Origin of the sequence: Quyinboa ferrireducens (assembly GCF_042436675.1) — a bacterium.
In the GTDB taxonomy this organism is placed as follows: Bacteria; Bacteroidota; Bacteroidia; order Bacteroidales; family UBA5342; genus JBHJHP01.
Map to the genome: position 1 here is coordinate 232,456 of NZ_JBHMVA010000001.1, position 16,346 is coordinate 248,801.

The 16,346-nt window shown below is 40.3% G+C and carries 12 protein-coding genes; 7 read left to right on the forward strand and 5 right to left on the reverse strand.

Features of this window, described 5'->3' with window-relative positions:
• Window positions 1-22: 22 nt before the first annotated feature.
• The 3 genes from ACE01N_RS00990 to ACE01N_RS01000 all read right to left on the reverse strand — a co-directional run bounded on the left by ACE01N_RS00990 (window position 23) and on the right by ACE01N_RS01000 (window position 2,366).
• Window positions 23-457 carry a DUF2147 domain-containing protein gene (locus tag ACE01N_RS00990; protein ID WP_375729305.1) on the reverse strand — a complete coding sequence of 145 codons (435 nt, stop codon included), beginning with the start codon at window positions 455-457 and terminating at the stop codon, window positions 23-25.
• Between the two features lie 23 nt (window positions 458-480).
• The gene (locus ACE01N_RS00995; protein WP_380583926.1) at window positions 481-1,185 is read right to left on the reverse strand and encodes a Bax inhibitor-1/YccA family protein; all 705 of its coding nucleotides are present in this window, start codon (window positions 1,183-1,185) and stop codon (window positions 481-483) included.
• 104 nt (window positions 1,186-1,289) lie between these two features.
• Entirely contained in the window at window positions 1,290-2,366 is a 1,077-nt protein-coding gene (locus ACE01N_RS01000) for a hypothetical protein (RefSeq protein ID WP_380583928.1), read from the reverse strand.
• A gap of 249 nt (window positions 2,367-2,615) precedes the next feature.
• On the opposite strand from ACE01N_RS01000, the gene ACE01N_RS01005 reads away from it, so the two are divergent.
• The 7 genes from ACE01N_RS01005 to ACE01N_RS01035 all read left to right on the forward strand — a co-directional run bounded on the left by ACE01N_RS01005 (window position 2,616) and on the right by ACE01N_RS01035 (window position 14,563).
• Window positions 2,616-5,711, forward strand: coding sequence for a cytochrome c biogenesis protein CcsA (locus ACE01N_RS01005; protein ID WP_380583930.1), 3,096 nt, complete (start codon window positions 2,616-2,618; stop codon window positions 5,709-5,711).
• A gap of 138 nt (window positions 5,712-5,849) precedes the next feature.
• Window positions 5,850-6,653: a hypothetical protein gene (locus ACE01N_RS01010; protein ID WP_380583932.1), complete on the forward strand. Its 804-nt coding sequence runs from the start codon at window positions 5,850-5,852 to the stop codon at window positions 6,651-6,653.
• A complete protein-coding gene (locus ACE01N_RS01015) occupies window positions 6,641-7,987 on the forward strand; it encodes an NAD(P)-binding domain-containing protein (protein ID WP_380583934.1) in 1,347 nt (448 codons plus the stop codon). Before ACE01N_RS01010 ends, ACE01N_RS01015 begins: the two co-directional genes overlap by 13 nt.
• Window positions 7,988-7,997: 10 nt before the next feature.
• Window positions 7,998-9,590, forward strand: coding sequence for a cytochrome c3 family protein (locus ACE01N_RS01020; RefSeq protein WP_380583936.1), 1,593 nt, complete (start codon window positions 7,998-8,000; stop codon window positions 9,588-9,590).
• Complete coding sequence (locus tag ACE01N_RS01025; protein WP_380583938.1) at window positions 9,569-11,923, forward strand: hypothetical protein; 2,355 nt, start codon at window positions 9,569-9,571, stop codon at window positions 11,921-11,923. The genes ACE01N_RS01020 and ACE01N_RS01025 overlap by 22 nt, the downstream gene beginning before the upstream one ends.
• Window positions 11,924-11,932: 9 nt before the next feature.
• Window positions 11,933-12,958, forward strand: a complete 1,026-nt coding sequence (locus tag ACE01N_RS01030; protein WP_380583940.1) for a hypothetical protein — start codon at window positions 11,933-11,935, stop codon at window positions 12,956-12,958.
• 9 nt (window positions 12,959-12,967) lie between these two features.
• Window positions 12,968-14,563 (forward strand): hypothetical protein, encoded by a 1,596-nt coding sequence (locus ACE01N_RS01035; RefSeq protein ID WP_380583942.1) that lies wholly within the window; start codon window positions 12,968-12,970, stop codon window positions 14,561-14,563.
• An 81-nt stretch (window positions 14,564-14,644) separates the two neighbouring features.
• Here ACE01N_RS01035 and ACE01N_RS01040 read toward each other — a convergent pair whose 3' ends face one another.
• Both ACE01N_RS01040 and ACE01N_RS01045 read right to left on the reverse strand, forming a co-directional pair.
• The gene (locus tag ACE01N_RS01040; protein ID WP_380583944.1) at window positions 14,645-15,766 is read right to left on the reverse strand and encodes a hypothetical protein; all 1,122 of its coding nucleotides are present in this window, start codon (window positions 15,764-15,766) and stop codon (window positions 14,645-14,647) included.
• A gap of 1 nt (window position 15,767) precedes the next feature.
• Window positions 15,768-16,274 (reverse strand): T9SS type A sorting domain-containing protein, encoded by a 507-nt coding sequence (locus tag ACE01N_RS01045; protein WP_380583946.1) that lies wholly within the window; start codon window positions 16,272-16,274, stop codon window positions 15,768-15,770.
• Window positions 16,275-16,346: the final 72 nt, after the last annotated feature.

The following is a 16,346-nucleotide window of genomic DNA, read 5'->3' on the forward strand; positions in this document are numbered from 1 at the left end:
CTTAATTCATCAAATTTAATGATTAATTATTTATACGCACATAAACTCTTGAAGACCTTTTCGGATCAGAACTGTCTATAGCTAAACCAATAGTATTATCATTAATAAATTCTGCTTTATATTGCTGAGAAGTCGGAAGACCGTATAATCCAAACAGCGGTTTACCCAACTTATTTTCAGTAATGATAAAGGAGAAATTTGAACTCCGTTCAATTCCAGAAATCCAGGTATCTGCTGAATCTGCGAACAGGGTTACATATTTATTCTCATTTAATTTTACAATCCGTCCTTTTAATCCTCCATCTTCCTTTGTTATTTTGACATGAATCCCTGTTAAAATTGAAGCACCCTGCAGTTCCCATGTACCGATAAATTTATCATTAGATACCTTTCGGTATTTATCTGAACAGGAATGAAACAGAAGTATAATAATGAAGATTGGAAATAATTTTTTCATTTTGAACCTATTATTGTTGTTTACTACCTCCTTCTTCCGAAAATACGCAATAAAAAGAGGAACAGATTAATAAAATCAAGATAAAGAGTCAGAGCTCCCATAATGGCTTCCTTTTTATCCTCTTCAGTGCCTTCATTCCCTATGATGTTCATCTTTTTGATCTTTTGGGTATCATAGGCCACCAGTCCAACAAAAATGAATACACCCGCATAGGTGGTGATCCAGTACAACATCTCATTCTGAAAAAAGAAATTGACGACCGAAGCAATGATTAATCCAATCAGCGCCATAAATAACAGGTTTCCCATTCGGGTCAAATCCGATTTTGTGACGTATCCGTAAAAACTCATCACCCCAAAGGTTCCGGCTGTAATAAAGAATGTGGTGGCAATGGATTCTGCAGTGAAAGCCAGAAATATGACAGAGAATGTAAAACCGTTAAGCACGGAATACAGTACAAACAGTAATGTAGCCAGTTTAGCAGACATTTTCTTCACCATGGAAGCCAGACTGCCAACAAGTATTAATTCCCCAATCAATAAACCAAAAAATAATATTTGATTGTTAACTATAACATTTACAATTTGAGGCGTGGATGAAATCCACATAGCGATAAGTCCGGTTATTGCAAGGGCAAAGGTCATCCAGCCATATACTTTAGTTATAAACCGTTGCTGTTCTGCCGCGATTTCAAATTCGCCGGTATAGGAAAGTTGGTTCTGTGTCATATTTAATATTTTATTTCTATAATTTTCAGAATCATTAATTTTACAGTATAAACCTTAATATCTCTTTCGAAACTAACCCTTATTAAGGTTGTAGTAATTATATATCACTTCTTAACTAATTGTTTTACTCTATCTTTAATATCATTTTCAAAATCACTGCTTAAATAAACCTTAATATCCTTACCTTCTTGCTCAATAAAAACACCCGCGTTCCCTTCTCCTCCTACAAGTATACATTCATTAAAAATTCTATTGTTCTCCGTTTTGATCATAAAAAATGAAATAATTAAATCAGAACTAAAATCAGGAACCGTAAAACTCTTATTTCTATATACTTCTTTCTCTTTATTTATAGGCACGATAAAAAATATATCATCACTCTTTTCAAGACCAGTTGTTCTAACAAGTAGTACCTCATACTGGTATTGATACTTCATTATTCTGAATGGCTGCATTTTGAGTTCATCATCAAAAAAACTTCCCGTCCAAATTATAAATGTATAATTATTTAACTTTTTAAATTCATTATTTTCAAAATAGATTACCTCAAATCCCGCTCCATAATGATTTCTAATGGTGTCTGCAAATATTAATTCATATCCTAATAATAATGAAAGCAAATTTAGATTCTGAGATAATGCTTTATTGATAGTATTTATTTTTCCTAAACCTAATACTTCAGGAAAATTCTCCAAATTTTTCAAATAATCAGATGCTCCTGAACCACATGCTAAAATATCATCAAAAATATTATGCCTTCTTTCTTGCCAACCTTCACCCAAATAATAAGCTCCAAAAACATCCCTACCATTATCTTTCAAATGATGCAATATCAATACAGAGAAATTATCAAAACCTTTTTCATTTTGAAACCAAGAAATAAAACGTTCTACATCCGTTGCCTCTAAACGTTTTTCTTTGTGGAAAAATAATTCTGCTGAATTTAAAAAAGAGTATATTCTACTTAGTGATCCAGCAACAGCAACACACAAATCTTTGTTAATAACATAAATTTTTTGATTTAATTCTTCAGGCTTTGCGTCTTGATTTCCTAAAAAGTTTAAAGTTCCATTTAAATGTGTGGGTAGTTTTAAATTTTTTAGTCCACCCTTCCTTGTAATAAGAATATCACCACAAATTATTGGATGACCAAAATTATTGGTATAAGATATTAATGTCATAATATTCCATGTAAAAAACTTATAATCCCACAAGTTTCCTCTTTCAAAGTAAATACGAGCAAGCCAGTAAAATAATCAGCATTTGTAAATTTTGGGTTCAAACGATAAAGTTAAAAATACCAATTAAAATATTTATATAACAAGTACGTTAATTTATACTACCGATAAACTAGCATTGCATATGCAAAATTTTGAATATCTTCTGAATAAAACATATACATTTGTCAATTATATCTGAAAAAGAACAAAATGAAGAAGCTGGGAAATATTCTGTTTTCGATGGCAACGGCGGTTGTACTGATGCTTATTTTTGCCGTTGCAATTGGTTGGGCTACATTTATTGAAAGTGCCTATGGAACTGAAACCGCAAAGAAACTGGTTTACGTGGCACCCTGGTTCGAAGTTCTCCTGGGACTTATTGCCATAAATCTGACCGGAAATGTCATCAAAAACAAGCTTTATAAACCCAAAAAATGGACGATTCTTCTTTTCCACCTGGCTTTTCTTCTGATTCTGGGAGGAGGTGCCATCACCCGACATATAAGCTATGAAGGTACCATGCATATTCGTGAAGGTGAATCTTCGGATATCATTACCCTGAGTCATACGTATCTAACCATGGAAGCCAGCTATAAAGGCGTAAATGAAAAAATCTCCAAAAAGATCCGGCTAACGCACAAGGGATCTAACCATTATACTGAAACACTTGAAATAGGTGGGAAAAAGATAAGCCTTGAAACGGAACGCTTCCTTCCAAATGCAGAACAGGTTCTGAAACCATCCAGCACTGGGCTGCCCGGTGTTTCGCTGTTTATTATGGACATGCGCAAAGCAGGGCATGAATTTGATCTGCTTCAGGGAGAAAAAGCAACCGTAGACATGCATACGTATTCATTTGATCCGGATCAACCTGGCATGATTACATTCTTATACGATCAGAACAAGCCTCAGTTTATCTCAAAGTCAGATGTGATGGTGACAAGCATGATGGCCAAAGGCGACACGACTATTCTGGCTGCCGGTGAACGCCATGATGCCATGGAAAAAACAATTTACCGGGTTGGTGGGCATGTGTTTGTCATCAAATCATTTATGCCGCATGCCGAAAAAAGTATCTCAACAAATACCAGGATGCAAACCGGTTCGCAAGGGTTGGTTGTTTCGGTTTCCACCGATAATGCCTCAGACAGAATTAGCCTGATCAACCAGAACGGTGAAGGTGTGCCAACTGAAACCCGCCTGGACGATATTGATCTGAAAGTTTATTTTGGATCCATTACCAAACAGCTTCCGTTCTCTGTTCAGTTAAAGGATTTTGATCTGGAACGTTATCCCGGATCACATAGCCCTTCATCCTATGCAAGCGATGTAGTACTGAATGATCCGCAAAACAATACGTCATTTCCTTTTCGAATTTATATGAACCACATTCTTAAATACGATGGATTCCGCTTCTTCCAGTCTTCTTACGATCAGGATGAAAAAGGAACAATTCTATCTGTCAGCCACGATTACTGGGGAACATTTGTTTCATATCTGGGGTATTTCCTTTTAGGCCTGGGAATGGTACTGACGCTATTTAACCGAAACAGTAAACTTCGTTCATTAATTCGTCAGAGTAGTGAGATCCGTAAACTGAAACGGGCTACTCTCCCGGCAATTCTGCTGTTAATGATGGTAATGCCAGCAACGACCTTTGCAAACAATCCTGCTGATTTTGCATCCACTAAAAAAGAACACATTAAAGAGCTGAACTCACTTCTGGTTCAGGATAAAAACGGCAGGGTTGAACCATTTGCAACCCTGACATCCGAATTAATGCGGAAATTATATAAAAAAGAAACATATGATGGTTTATCTTCAACCGAGGTCATACTTGGTATGATGACTGATCCGACACGCTGGCAGGATGAACCCATTATCAAAATTTCAAACGGTAGTCTGGCCAAACAGCTTGGTGCTCCTTCAGGTTATATCAGCTATCATAATATGTTTGATAAAACGGGTGATTATAAACTGCAGAAACTTGTCAGTTCAACGTATCAAAAAGATCCTAATACAAGGAATAAATATGATAAGGAAGTGATAAACCTAGACGAACGGATCAACATCTGTTACCAAATCTACAACAACTCATTCTTTAAATTTTTCCCTTTACCGGATGATGACCGCCAAAACTGGACAACCGCCCATACTTTCCCTTCAAACCATTTAGGCGAAGGTGAGAGTTCGCCTGTTCAGATGTACAATGCATATTTGCAGGAGGCTGCTAAAGCTATGTCTTCCGGAAACTGGAGCAGTGCCAGCTCATTATTACTCAGCATAAAAACCTACCAGTTGATGCATGGCAGCAAAATTATACCATCATCATTTAAAATTAAGTCTGAAGTGCTTTACAGCAAGCTGAACCTGTTTGGAAAACTTTCAAGAATCTATCAGACCGTAGGACTGATTCTACTGATAATAAATCTACTCACTGTATTCAAGCCCCGGCTTTCACTGAAGTATGTGAACGGAGGAGCCATACTGGTATCTGCACTGATTTTTGCACTTCATACTGCAGGAATAGGCCTGCGCTGGTATATTTCGGGTCATGCACCATGGAGCAATGGTTACGAAACCATGATATTTGTAGGATGGGCTACGGCACTTGCCGGAATGATCTTTGCCCGTCAGTCGGGTATTACCCTGGCAGTAACCAATCTTCTGGCAGGTATCATGCTTATGGTTGCAGGTTTCAGCTGGATGAATCCTGAAATCACACCACTGGTGCCGGTACTAAAATCATACTGGCTTATTGTTCACGTGGCAGTTATCACATCAAGCTATGGATTTTTAGCCATTGGAGCGCTTCTTGCGTTGTTAAACCTTATTCTGATCACCTTTAAAACGAACAACAACCGAAAGAATATCGAACTCAATATTCGGGAGATATCCATTATCATCGAGATATCTCTGATTATTGGTCTGATCCTGTTGACCGCCGGAGCTTTTCTTGGTGGCATATGGGCTAATGAATCCTGGGGACGTTACTGGGGCTGGGATCCAAAAGAAACCTGGGCACTGGTAACCATTCTGGTGTATTCAATTGTACTGCATCTTAAAAAAATCCCATCATTTAAAAGTGCGGCGTTGTTTAACGGCTTAACACTGATCAGTTTCAGCTCGGTATTAATGACCTTCTTTGGCGTAAATTATTACTTGTCAGGATTGCATTCCTATGCCCAGGGAGATGCACCTCCGATACCTAATGCTGTATACTTAACCGCAATACTTATAATTGTAATCATTTCAGCAGCCTACTACAAAGAGAGCATGACAAAAGCCAGGAATATTAAAACCTGACATTCTAAAAAACCGAAAAATTTATCCTAGTAATTCCATAGGTTGTCTCTATTAAGACTGTCTATAAATTACTTACTGTTAACATATTATTAAGTATCTATCGTTATATTTGATATAAAAATTACAGTATTATAAACCATGTCACCTAAGTTTCATAAATTCTATATCTGGTCATTTGTTTTTATAACAGTCGCTATCGCGATTATTTTGGCTGTCAGGGGCTGGGCTTTTTACAATGTGAATATTGCAGACAGGTTTCATCATGCGGACTATGATAAACTGAAACCCAGCGGACTTCTTGCTCATGGTTATGGCATTATAGGAACCCTTCTTATCCTTACAGGTATATTTACTTACATGGCAAGAAAACGTTTAAGAGTATTTTCCAGAGTTGGCGTTCTTAAATACTGGCTGGAGTTCCATATATTCTTATGTTCGCTTGGACCAATCCTTGTACTATACCATACTTCCTTTAAATTCGGAGGCATCGTATCAGTAAGTTTCTGGAGCATGGTAGCTGTGGTTCTAAGCGGTGTACTGGGACGCTACATCTATCTTCAGATCCCAAGAACAATAGAAGGAAGGGCGCTTAGTTTAAATGAAGTGAATAATCTGAAAGATGAGTTCAAACTCAAACTCACACAGGATTATGGCGTTGAAGAAGCACTTTTTGATTTACCCGATAATAAAAGCAGGGAAGCGGTCAACAGACTAAAAGCAGAGCTTAAGGCAAAGAAGCTTTCAGGTCAGGAAATCCGTACAGCCCTGTCGCACTTTAAATCTGAAAAAAGCTTGGGACGACGAATCAAACGTCTGGAACGGATGCAAAATCTTTTCCGTTACTGGCACGTGGCTCATCTTCCTTTTGCACTGATCATGATAATCATCATGGTCATTCACGTGGTTATTACCATAATATTTGGTTACAGATGGGTATTTTAATGGAAGGCATATTACTGGAAAAAGTAATCATCTACGGATCGGTTGCTTTTATCGTATTGGTCATACTCGGCATTTACTTTTTCAAGTTACGCCGTGAAACCAAACAGACGGAAAAAAAGATATCATTTGCCAAGGAACACGGACTCTTTGAACCCGTGTCATTACATCCGGTCATCAACATTAACAGCTGTATCCGCAGCGGTGCCTGCGTCAGGGCCTGTCCGGAAAAAGATGTTCTTGGTATTAGCAGTGGAAGGGGAACCGTGATCAATGCATCCCGTTGTATCGGACATGGGGCATGTTTTCATGCCTGTCCGGTTGAAGCCATCACACTTTGTATCGGAACGGAAAAACGAGGAGTCGATCTTCCTCATGTGAGCGAAAAGTTCGAGACCAACATAAAAGGGATTTATATTGCCGGAGAACTTGGAGGAATGGGGCTTATCAAAAATGCGGTGGAGCAGGGCCGTCAGGCGGTAGAGAATATTCTGAAGGATCTGCCGGAATCAAAACCTGATCAGCTTGATCTGGTTATTATAGGAGCAGGACCTGCTGGCATTTCTGCTTCTCTGACGGCGAAACAACATAAACTGAAATTTGTCACGCTTGAACAGGATACGCTAGGAGGAACTGTTTATACCTTTCCGCGTTCAAAGATTGTAATGACCAATCAGATGGATCTGCCGGGATGGGGAAAAGTAAAACTGCATGAAACCTCTAAAGAAGAACTGCTGAAGCTCTGGAATAATGCCTTATCGAAAAATGGCATTGAGATTCGTCAGGAAACGAAGGTGGAAGAAATCATTCATAACGATGGTTCCTTTATCATAAAAACAAAAACGGGTGATGAGTTAAAAACATCGCGGGTTCTTCTGTCGATAGGAAGACGAGGAACTCCGAGAAAACTTGGCGTTCCCGGTGAAATATCTGAAAAAGTTGCTTACCGTCTGCTTGAACCGGAAGATATTCATAATAAAAAAATCATGGTCATTGGCGGTGGTGATTCCGCAGTGGAATCCGCAATGTTGCTTGCCGATAACAATAAAGTAATTCTATCCTACCGCAGTGATGCATTCAGCAGAATTAAACCTGGCAACAGCACACGCATCACTAAAGCTATTGAAGCGGGAGACGTGGAAGTTAGGTTCAGCACAAATGTAGCTGAAATACATCCTGAAAGTGTCATCCTTAAAAACAGCGCAACAGGCGAAGAGGAAATCATACCCAACGACCTTGTATATATTTTTGCCGGCGGTGAATTACCAACCAAATTTCTTGAAAAGGTTGGGATAAAAATCACGAGAAAACACGGAGAGGCATTATTAAAGCATTAAAAGTCCCCAAATGAAAAAAATCCTCCTTATATATCTTTTTCTCATACCGATGATCCTATCCTTCGGACAGATCTCCCCCGGTGATTTATCTTCGTTTCATCAGGATCTTGAAGGGATCAGCAACTGTACTAAATGTCATGAACTTGGGAAAAAGGTTACCAATGCAAAGTGCCTCGATTGTCATAAAGAAGTAGCAGTGCGTATTGATAAAGGAGAAGGTTTCCATTCATCTTCCGAAGTAAAAGGGAAGTCTTGTTTTGAATGCCACAATGAACATCACGGAAGGGAATATGACCTTACTGATCTTAACACAGAAACTTTCGACCATAATCTTACAGGTTATAAACTTGAAGGTGCACATGCAGATCAGGATTGTGAAGCCTGCCACAAGAAAGAATTTATACAGGATAAGGAGGTTAAAAAGAAAACCATGACCTATCTGGGCCTTATTCAGGAATGTCTGGCCTGTCATAAGGACTTTCATCGCGAAACGTTAAGCGATAACTGCCTGGAATGTCACAACTATGAAAAGTTCAGACCTGCACCGGGGTTTAATCACAATGAAACCGATTTTGTGTTAAAAGGCAAACATCAGCAGGTGGATTGTATTGAGTGCCATAAAGACGAGATAATTGACGGTGAAGAATTTCAGCACTTTGCCAACGTAGATCACAGCAATTGCACCAGCTGTCACGAAGATGTCCATAACAACAAATTCGGACAGAACTGTAGACAATGCCACACGGAGGAATCCTTTACAGTTATCAAGGGCATGAATACTTTTGATCACAGCAAGACCGGTTATCCGCTTGAAGGCATGCATGTAAATGTGGATTGTAAAGAATGTCACACCACAGGAAAATACACCGATCCTTTACAGCACAAATACTGCAACAATTGTCACGAAGACTACCATAAAGGAGAATTTACAGCAGAAAAAAAATATACCGATTGCAGCGACTGCCATACAGTAAAGGGTTTTAAACGCTCGAATTTCACTATCGAGATGCATAACGAGTCAGCATTTAAACTGGAAGGTGCACATTTGGCTACGCCTTGTTTTGCGTGTCACAAAAAACAGGAAGACTGGCACTTCAGAAAAATCGGCACCAACTGTGCTGATTGTCACGAAAATATACACCAGGATTACATGGAGGCCAAATACACCGACAACAATGGCTGCATGAATTGCCATACAGTAAACACCTGGGCCAAAGTAACATTCGATCATGATCAGACCGGATTTGAACTATCCGGAGTACATGCGCAAACAGATTGTAGCAGCTGCCACTTCCCAAAAGATGAAAATCAGGTTAAAGAACAGAAATTTGCATCATTAAAAGGTGCCTGTCTGGAATGTCATACTGATGAACATCGCGGTCAGTTTGAAAAATACGGGGAGAAAGGTTGCGAACAATGTCATGGTTTTGACAACTGGGAAGCCGGTAAGTTTAACCACGACAACACAAGGTTCAAACTCGAAGGAGCACATGCCAGTGTGGATTGCTATCAGTGCCACAGCGAAGTAAGAACACTGAAAGGAAGATATGTAAAATACCTCTACGATAATGAAAAGATAGAATGCGCAACCTGTCACAAATAATCGTTTTGCTACTGTTTCCTCTCGCTTTATTCAGCCAGGGACAGTCGCCGCACGGAGACAATTTCAACATCAGCTGCGATGTATGTCACTCTCCGGAGAGCTGGGATCTGGTTAAAAAATCAACCTTTAATCACGACTCAACAGGCTTCATTTTAACCGGACAGCATCAGAATGTAGACTGCCGGTACTGCCATACTTCGCTCGAATTTTCCAGGGCAGGAACAACGTGTATTTCATGCCATTCCGATATTCACCAGAATACAGTAGGCGAGGACTGCGACCGTTGCCACAATACCGGTTCATGGATCATGAATAATGTGATGGAAATGCATATGAACAGTCGCTTCCCGTTGGTTGGAACACATGCCACTGCCGATTGTTACGATTGCCATAAATCGGCCTCCATGTTACGGTTTGATCCACAGGGGGTGGAATGCTACGACTGCCATAAAGAACAGTTTATGGCGACCACAAATCCAAATCATGTCACTTCAGGATTTTCAACAGAGTGTACGGATTGCCATACCATGAATGCCACAACCTGGACAACAGAGGGGTTCGATCACAGCTTTTTCCCGTTAACAGAAGGACATAATCTGAACGATTGTTCCTTATGCCACAAGGATAATAACTATACCAACACGTCAGATGAATGTTATTCCTGCCATGCAGAAGATTTTAGCGGAACAAATAATCCATCCCATGTAAATGCAGGATTTTCACAACAATGTGAAGAATGCCATACCACGCATCCGGGATGGTCCCCAGCCAGGTTTGAAGCTCACGATGCCAGTTACTTCCCTGTTTATTCCGGCACACACAACGGTACATGGGAAAGCTGTACCGAGTGCCATACGGTTCCGGGAGATTACACTCAATACAGTTGTACGGCCTGTCATGAACATAATAAGGCTGATACGGACGAAGAACACGGCGGTGTAAGTGGTTACAGTTATAACGATCAGGCTTGTTTTGCCTGTCATCCGGACGGATCAAAAACAGGAGCCTTTAATCACGATCTTACCAACTTCCCACTGACAGGAGCACACAGAGATGCCGAGTGCCTCAGTTGCCATACCAATGGTTATGCAGGCACATCAACCGTTTGCAAGGATTGCCATACGGCGGATTATATTGCATCACAGAATCCGCCTCATCAGGACCTGAACTTCCCTGACAATTGTGATCAGTGCCATACTACAAACCCGGGTTGGTCACCAGCCACATTTGCCATCCATGATAATTATTATCCGTTGCGCGGAGAACATGCAGCCATTGCAGATCAGTGTATGCTTTGTCACAAAGATGGTTATACGAATACACCGAACAATTGTTATGGCTGCCATGCACAGGACTACAATGCCACAACTGATCCCAATCACGTTGATGCTAAGTTCCCGACCGAATGCGAGATATGTCACACGGATCAGGGATGGTCGCCTTCCATCTTCAACCACGATCAGTTCTATCCTCTTATTGGTGCACATGCCGAAATTAAAGACAACTGTAAGCTGTGCCACGCAGATGGCTATACCAACACACCAAATAATTGCTACGGCTGTCACACGAAGGATTATAATGCAACTACGGAACCAAATCACATTGATGCGCATTTCCCAACCACGTGTGAAACATGTCACAGTCCGAACAGCTGGACGCCTTCAACGTTTGATCATTCTACAATATATCCATTGGTAGGAGCACATGCTGAAATTGCAGATAACTGCAATGCCTGCCATGCCAACGGTTATACCAATACACCAAACAATTGTTATGGATGTCATGCACAGGATTATAATGCAACTACAAATCCGAACCACACGGATGCGCAGTTTCCAACCACCTGTGAAACCTGTCACAACACAACCGGATGGAGCCCGTCCACATTTAATCACGACAATTTTTATCCATTGACAGGTGCGCATGCAACGATAGCCGATAATTGCATCCGGTGTCATTCCGAAGGTTATACCAATACACCATCTGAATGCTATGGCTGTCATGCCGGCGATTATAATTCAGCAACAGATCCAAATCATGCAGCGGCGAATTTCCCGAAAGTGTGTGAGGATTGCCATACGACCAGTGCATGGTCACCATCCACATTTAACCATGATGCACAGTATTTCCCGATTTACAGCGGGGCACACCGTGGTGAATGGAATAATTGTATCGACTGTCATACCAACGCTTCCAACTTCGGTGTATTCTCCTGTATCACTTGTCATGAACATAATAAGACAGATACAGATAGTCATCACAGGGAAGTAAGGAATTATGTGTATGCCAGCGAAAGTTGTTACTCATGCCATCCTAACGGAAGGTCTGATTAAATTAGATAAATGCGTCAAAAGATTCTAATAGTATCTATCCTGCTTATTGCTCGCCTAACATACAGCCAGTCTCCGCATGGTGACGACTTTAATGTGAATTGCGCTGTCTGCCATACAGCTGATGAATGGGATCTTGTGGCTAAATCCGGTTTTGATCATGATACAACCAGCTTCAAACTTACAGGCCAGCATAAAATGAATACGTGCAGACAATGCCATACCTCACTGGTTTTTAAAGATGCAGGAACAGAATGCATGGATTGTCATACCGATATCCATCAGAATACTGTAGGGCAAAGCTGTGAAATTTGTCACAACACAACCACATGGATTGTTAGCGACATATCAGAAGTTCACGAAATGAGCCGGTTTCCTTTAACAGGGGCTCATAATGCCATAGACTGCTACAGCTGCCATCCATCGGCTTCATTTTTACAGTTCAATGTTTTAGGTATTGATTGTTACAGCTGTCACCAGAAGGATTACCAGGCCACGACAAATCCGGATCATTCCGAGGCAGGTTATTCTACCCAATGTGAAGTATGTCACAGTCTGCATTCAACAGAATGGAATGCTACGGGATTTGAACATGGATTTTTCCCACTGATACAGGGACATTCCGGGGTTGATTGCATCACTTGTCACGGTGTGGATAAACCCTTTCAGTCGGTTACTGCAGATTGTTATGAATGCCATGCATCGGATTATGAGATGACACAAAACCCAAATCATCCGGACCTGGGATTTTCTCAGAACTGTAAAGAATGCCATACGCTGGCAGAAAACTGGAATCCTGCAGATTACAGGGAACATGACAACGTCTATTTTCCGATTTACTCGGGAAAACACAAAAATGTCTGGAATTCGTGCGTCACATGCCACAATGATTCACAAAACTATTCCGTTTTTACATGTACTGATTGCCATGAACATAACAAAAGTGCCATGGACAGAAAACACGATGAAGTAAGAGATTACTCATGGGTAAGCAATGAATGTTACCGGTGCCACCCTATTGGAAGAGCTGACGACTAAAACTACGTTATGATGAAACTGATTGCCACCATATCTGCAATACTTCTCCTTACATTTACAGGAAATGCTCAGGAAGTATTTCAAAAGACCATAGAAGGTCGCGTTTCTTATGTCAGCATGCAAAATATTTACGTTAGCTTTCCTTCAACAGAAGGCATATCAACAGGAGATACCTTATCGATTAAATCAGGGGACAAACTTATTCCATCGCTGATAGTCACACAAACCTCCTCCATTTCCTGTGTTACAAAACCTTTAACCGGTATTGAACCGGACATAGATGATGTTGTTATAGGACGTGCTAATATTGTTAGCAAAGCACCGGAAGTAAAAATTGTAACAAAGAAACCAGAAACAGAACGCGCTGAAAAAGAAAAAATAAGCGCTAAACGAAAAGAGAAACAACGCATTTACGGACGGATTGCTGTTGCATCTTATTCAAATTTTTCAAACACCGATGTATCAGATAACCAACGGATGCGCTATACGCTTTCGTTCCAGGGAGATCATCTTGGAGGATCCAAAGTATCAACAGATGCATACATAAGTTTTACACACCGTTCGGGAGAATGGAGTCAGATACAGGATAACATTTTCAACGGGCTTAAGATTTATTCTTTGGCTCTTAAATACGATATCTCGGAGAATACCGATGTCTGGTTCGGAAGAAAAATTAACACACACGTAGCAAATATAGGAGCCATCGATGGCATTCAGGTTCAAACCAGATACAAAAAATTCACCTTCGGTTTGGCCGGTGGAACCAGGCCGGATTACACAGATTACAGCATAAATACAAATCTGCCTCAGTTTGGGGGCTTTGTAGCACACAGCTTTAAGACTAAAAAAGGAAATGCCAGCACATCTTTAGCCATGTTCGAGCAGATGAACGGAAATAAAACAGACCGCCGGTTTGCCTACTTTCAGCATAGCAACTCTTTGGTTAAAAACCTGAATGTTTTTGCATCGTGTGAACTGGATTTGTACAAACTGGAAAATGATGTTCCAACCAGCACACTTGATTTAACAGGGCTTTACCTGTCATTACGCTACCGCCCCTGGCGGAAAATTTCATTTTTTACCTCCTACGATGCACGTAAGAATGTTATCTATTTTGAATCCTTTAAAAACCTGGCAGATCGCATCCTTGAGAATGAAACCCGGCAGGGATTTCGTTTTCAGGTCTTACTAAGACCCTTTAATTATTTTACGGCATCGCTCAATGCGGGGTATCGTTACCGTAAAAGTGATCCGGCGCCTACAAATAATGCATCCGCGTACATCACATACAGCAAGGTGCCGTGGATTGATGCCACAGCAGCCATCAATGTTACAATGCTGAACACAAGCTATCTGAATGGGATGCAGTATGCATTTAATCTGTCCCGCGATTTCTGCAAAGGCAAACTCTACAGCAGGCTCAATTTCAGGGTGATTGATTACAACTTTACCAACTCCCCGACAGGCATGTTCCAGAAGATTGGCGAACTTTCATTGTCCTATAGAATTCTGAAAAAGCTTCAGATCACAGCTAATTATGAAGCTACACTCGAAGACAGCAACCTGTATAACCGGGTTTACCTGGGATTAATTAAAAGATTCTAACCAGCCTTCATTCTAAAATAAAAAAGGCGATTACAACTATGCAACCGCCCTTTTGGCTTTTATTTAAAGTAGTTAAGGAATCTAATAATAAGGAACCTTTTTTACAACCAGTAAACGACCGGCTCCATCTGTTGGTAAAGGGCTGTAAAAACCACTGTAGTAAGTAAATTTTCCTCCCCCGTTAAAGTCACTGGCGGTCCAGAATGTTAAATAATCATCCGTGTTCACCCAAACAACATCAGGCAAAAGCTCTGAATGTGATTCTACAACCGTAAACTCTTTCACTGTAGGTATATGCCATCCTGATGGAACCAATGCTGTAGCTTTTGCATAATCAAAGGTGGCACTAATATTTCCTCCTCCATCGTCATATAGAAGTTGTGTATTATAAACCAACAACACATCACCATTCGGATATATTTCAACAATGGTTCCACCATCATAAGCTTCTCCAATTTCAGGCCCCGTGGAACCGCTGCCGGCTGCATCTTTCCATGCAGGAATACCTGATTCAACAGTTAATACCTGACCATCAGTCCCTTTTGCAAGCCTTACCCATTTTGATCCGTCATAATAAAGGACATCACCTGTTGCTGCACCGGTAATATTCAGATTGTTGGCAGCATTGGCAGTTGTTGCAGAGGTAGCATTATCAGCACTGGTTGCATGATCCGCATTAGTTGCCGATGTTGCATTATCTGCATTCGTAGCGTGACCTGCATTGGTTGCATAGTCAGCATTCGTGGCGGAGGTTGCATTATCTGCTGAAGTTGCATGATTAGCATTGGTCGCCGAAGTTGCAGCATCAGCAGTAAGAGCTGATTCCGCCATTTTAGCATAATTTGCAAACGGAACACTGTTCAGTTGAGAAGTTCCCATATCTTCTCCATCAATATCCACATTCAGATAATATGGCCCGTTACTCCAGTCAATAGTGGAAAAATCTCCTGAAATTAAAGTTCCTTCTCCAACCACAACACTGATAACACCAAATGTATTGGTACTCACGTCATGTGATTCTGAATACAAGGATGTACCCGATTCCGATCCCTGCTTTATGGTAAACTTAAGCACAACAGCAGTATTGGCTTCTACTTTACCAGCACTGTTTCTTAGTACAGTTTGATAGTTAAAACCCTGTGAGCTTACATTAGCTGCTATTACAATGAATAACAATAATGCCAACGAAGTAATTTTTTTCATTCTATTGTATTTTTTCTATTTTGCAAGTCTGTATTAGTTCCCCATTAACATCTGAAATCCGTAACAAATAAATACCGTTCTCACACTCCGAAAGTGAGATTCCCTCATTAAACCTTAAATCTGCTAACTCCGTTTTAATCATCTTTCCGGTAATATCATAAAGATCCAGTTTTACAATCTTTTTACTTGTCTTGTTCAAATCTACATAAACCCTGTCTCTTGTTGGATTCGGATAGACTAAACCAATATCGCTCTCTTCAGGATTAATGCTTGTAACTACAGTTGTTTCCTGATGAAAACCCTGGGTTAAAAAATAACTACCGGATTGACCTTCAAAAGTTTCAGTCATCAGTTCTCCCATGGTTTGAGAAATATTATAGGAAGTACTCTCCGAATTTTCCCCAAATGCAGATATTACTGACAATTCCAGTGATCGTTGTCCGAATGCCACAACTGCAGTCAGAACAAAAACAACAGACAATATTAATTTTTTGTGTTTTTTTATCATTTCAGACCCTTAGATATATTAAGTCACACTAAAATTAAAGCTAATTTACAAATTGATGTTAACTCAATGTTT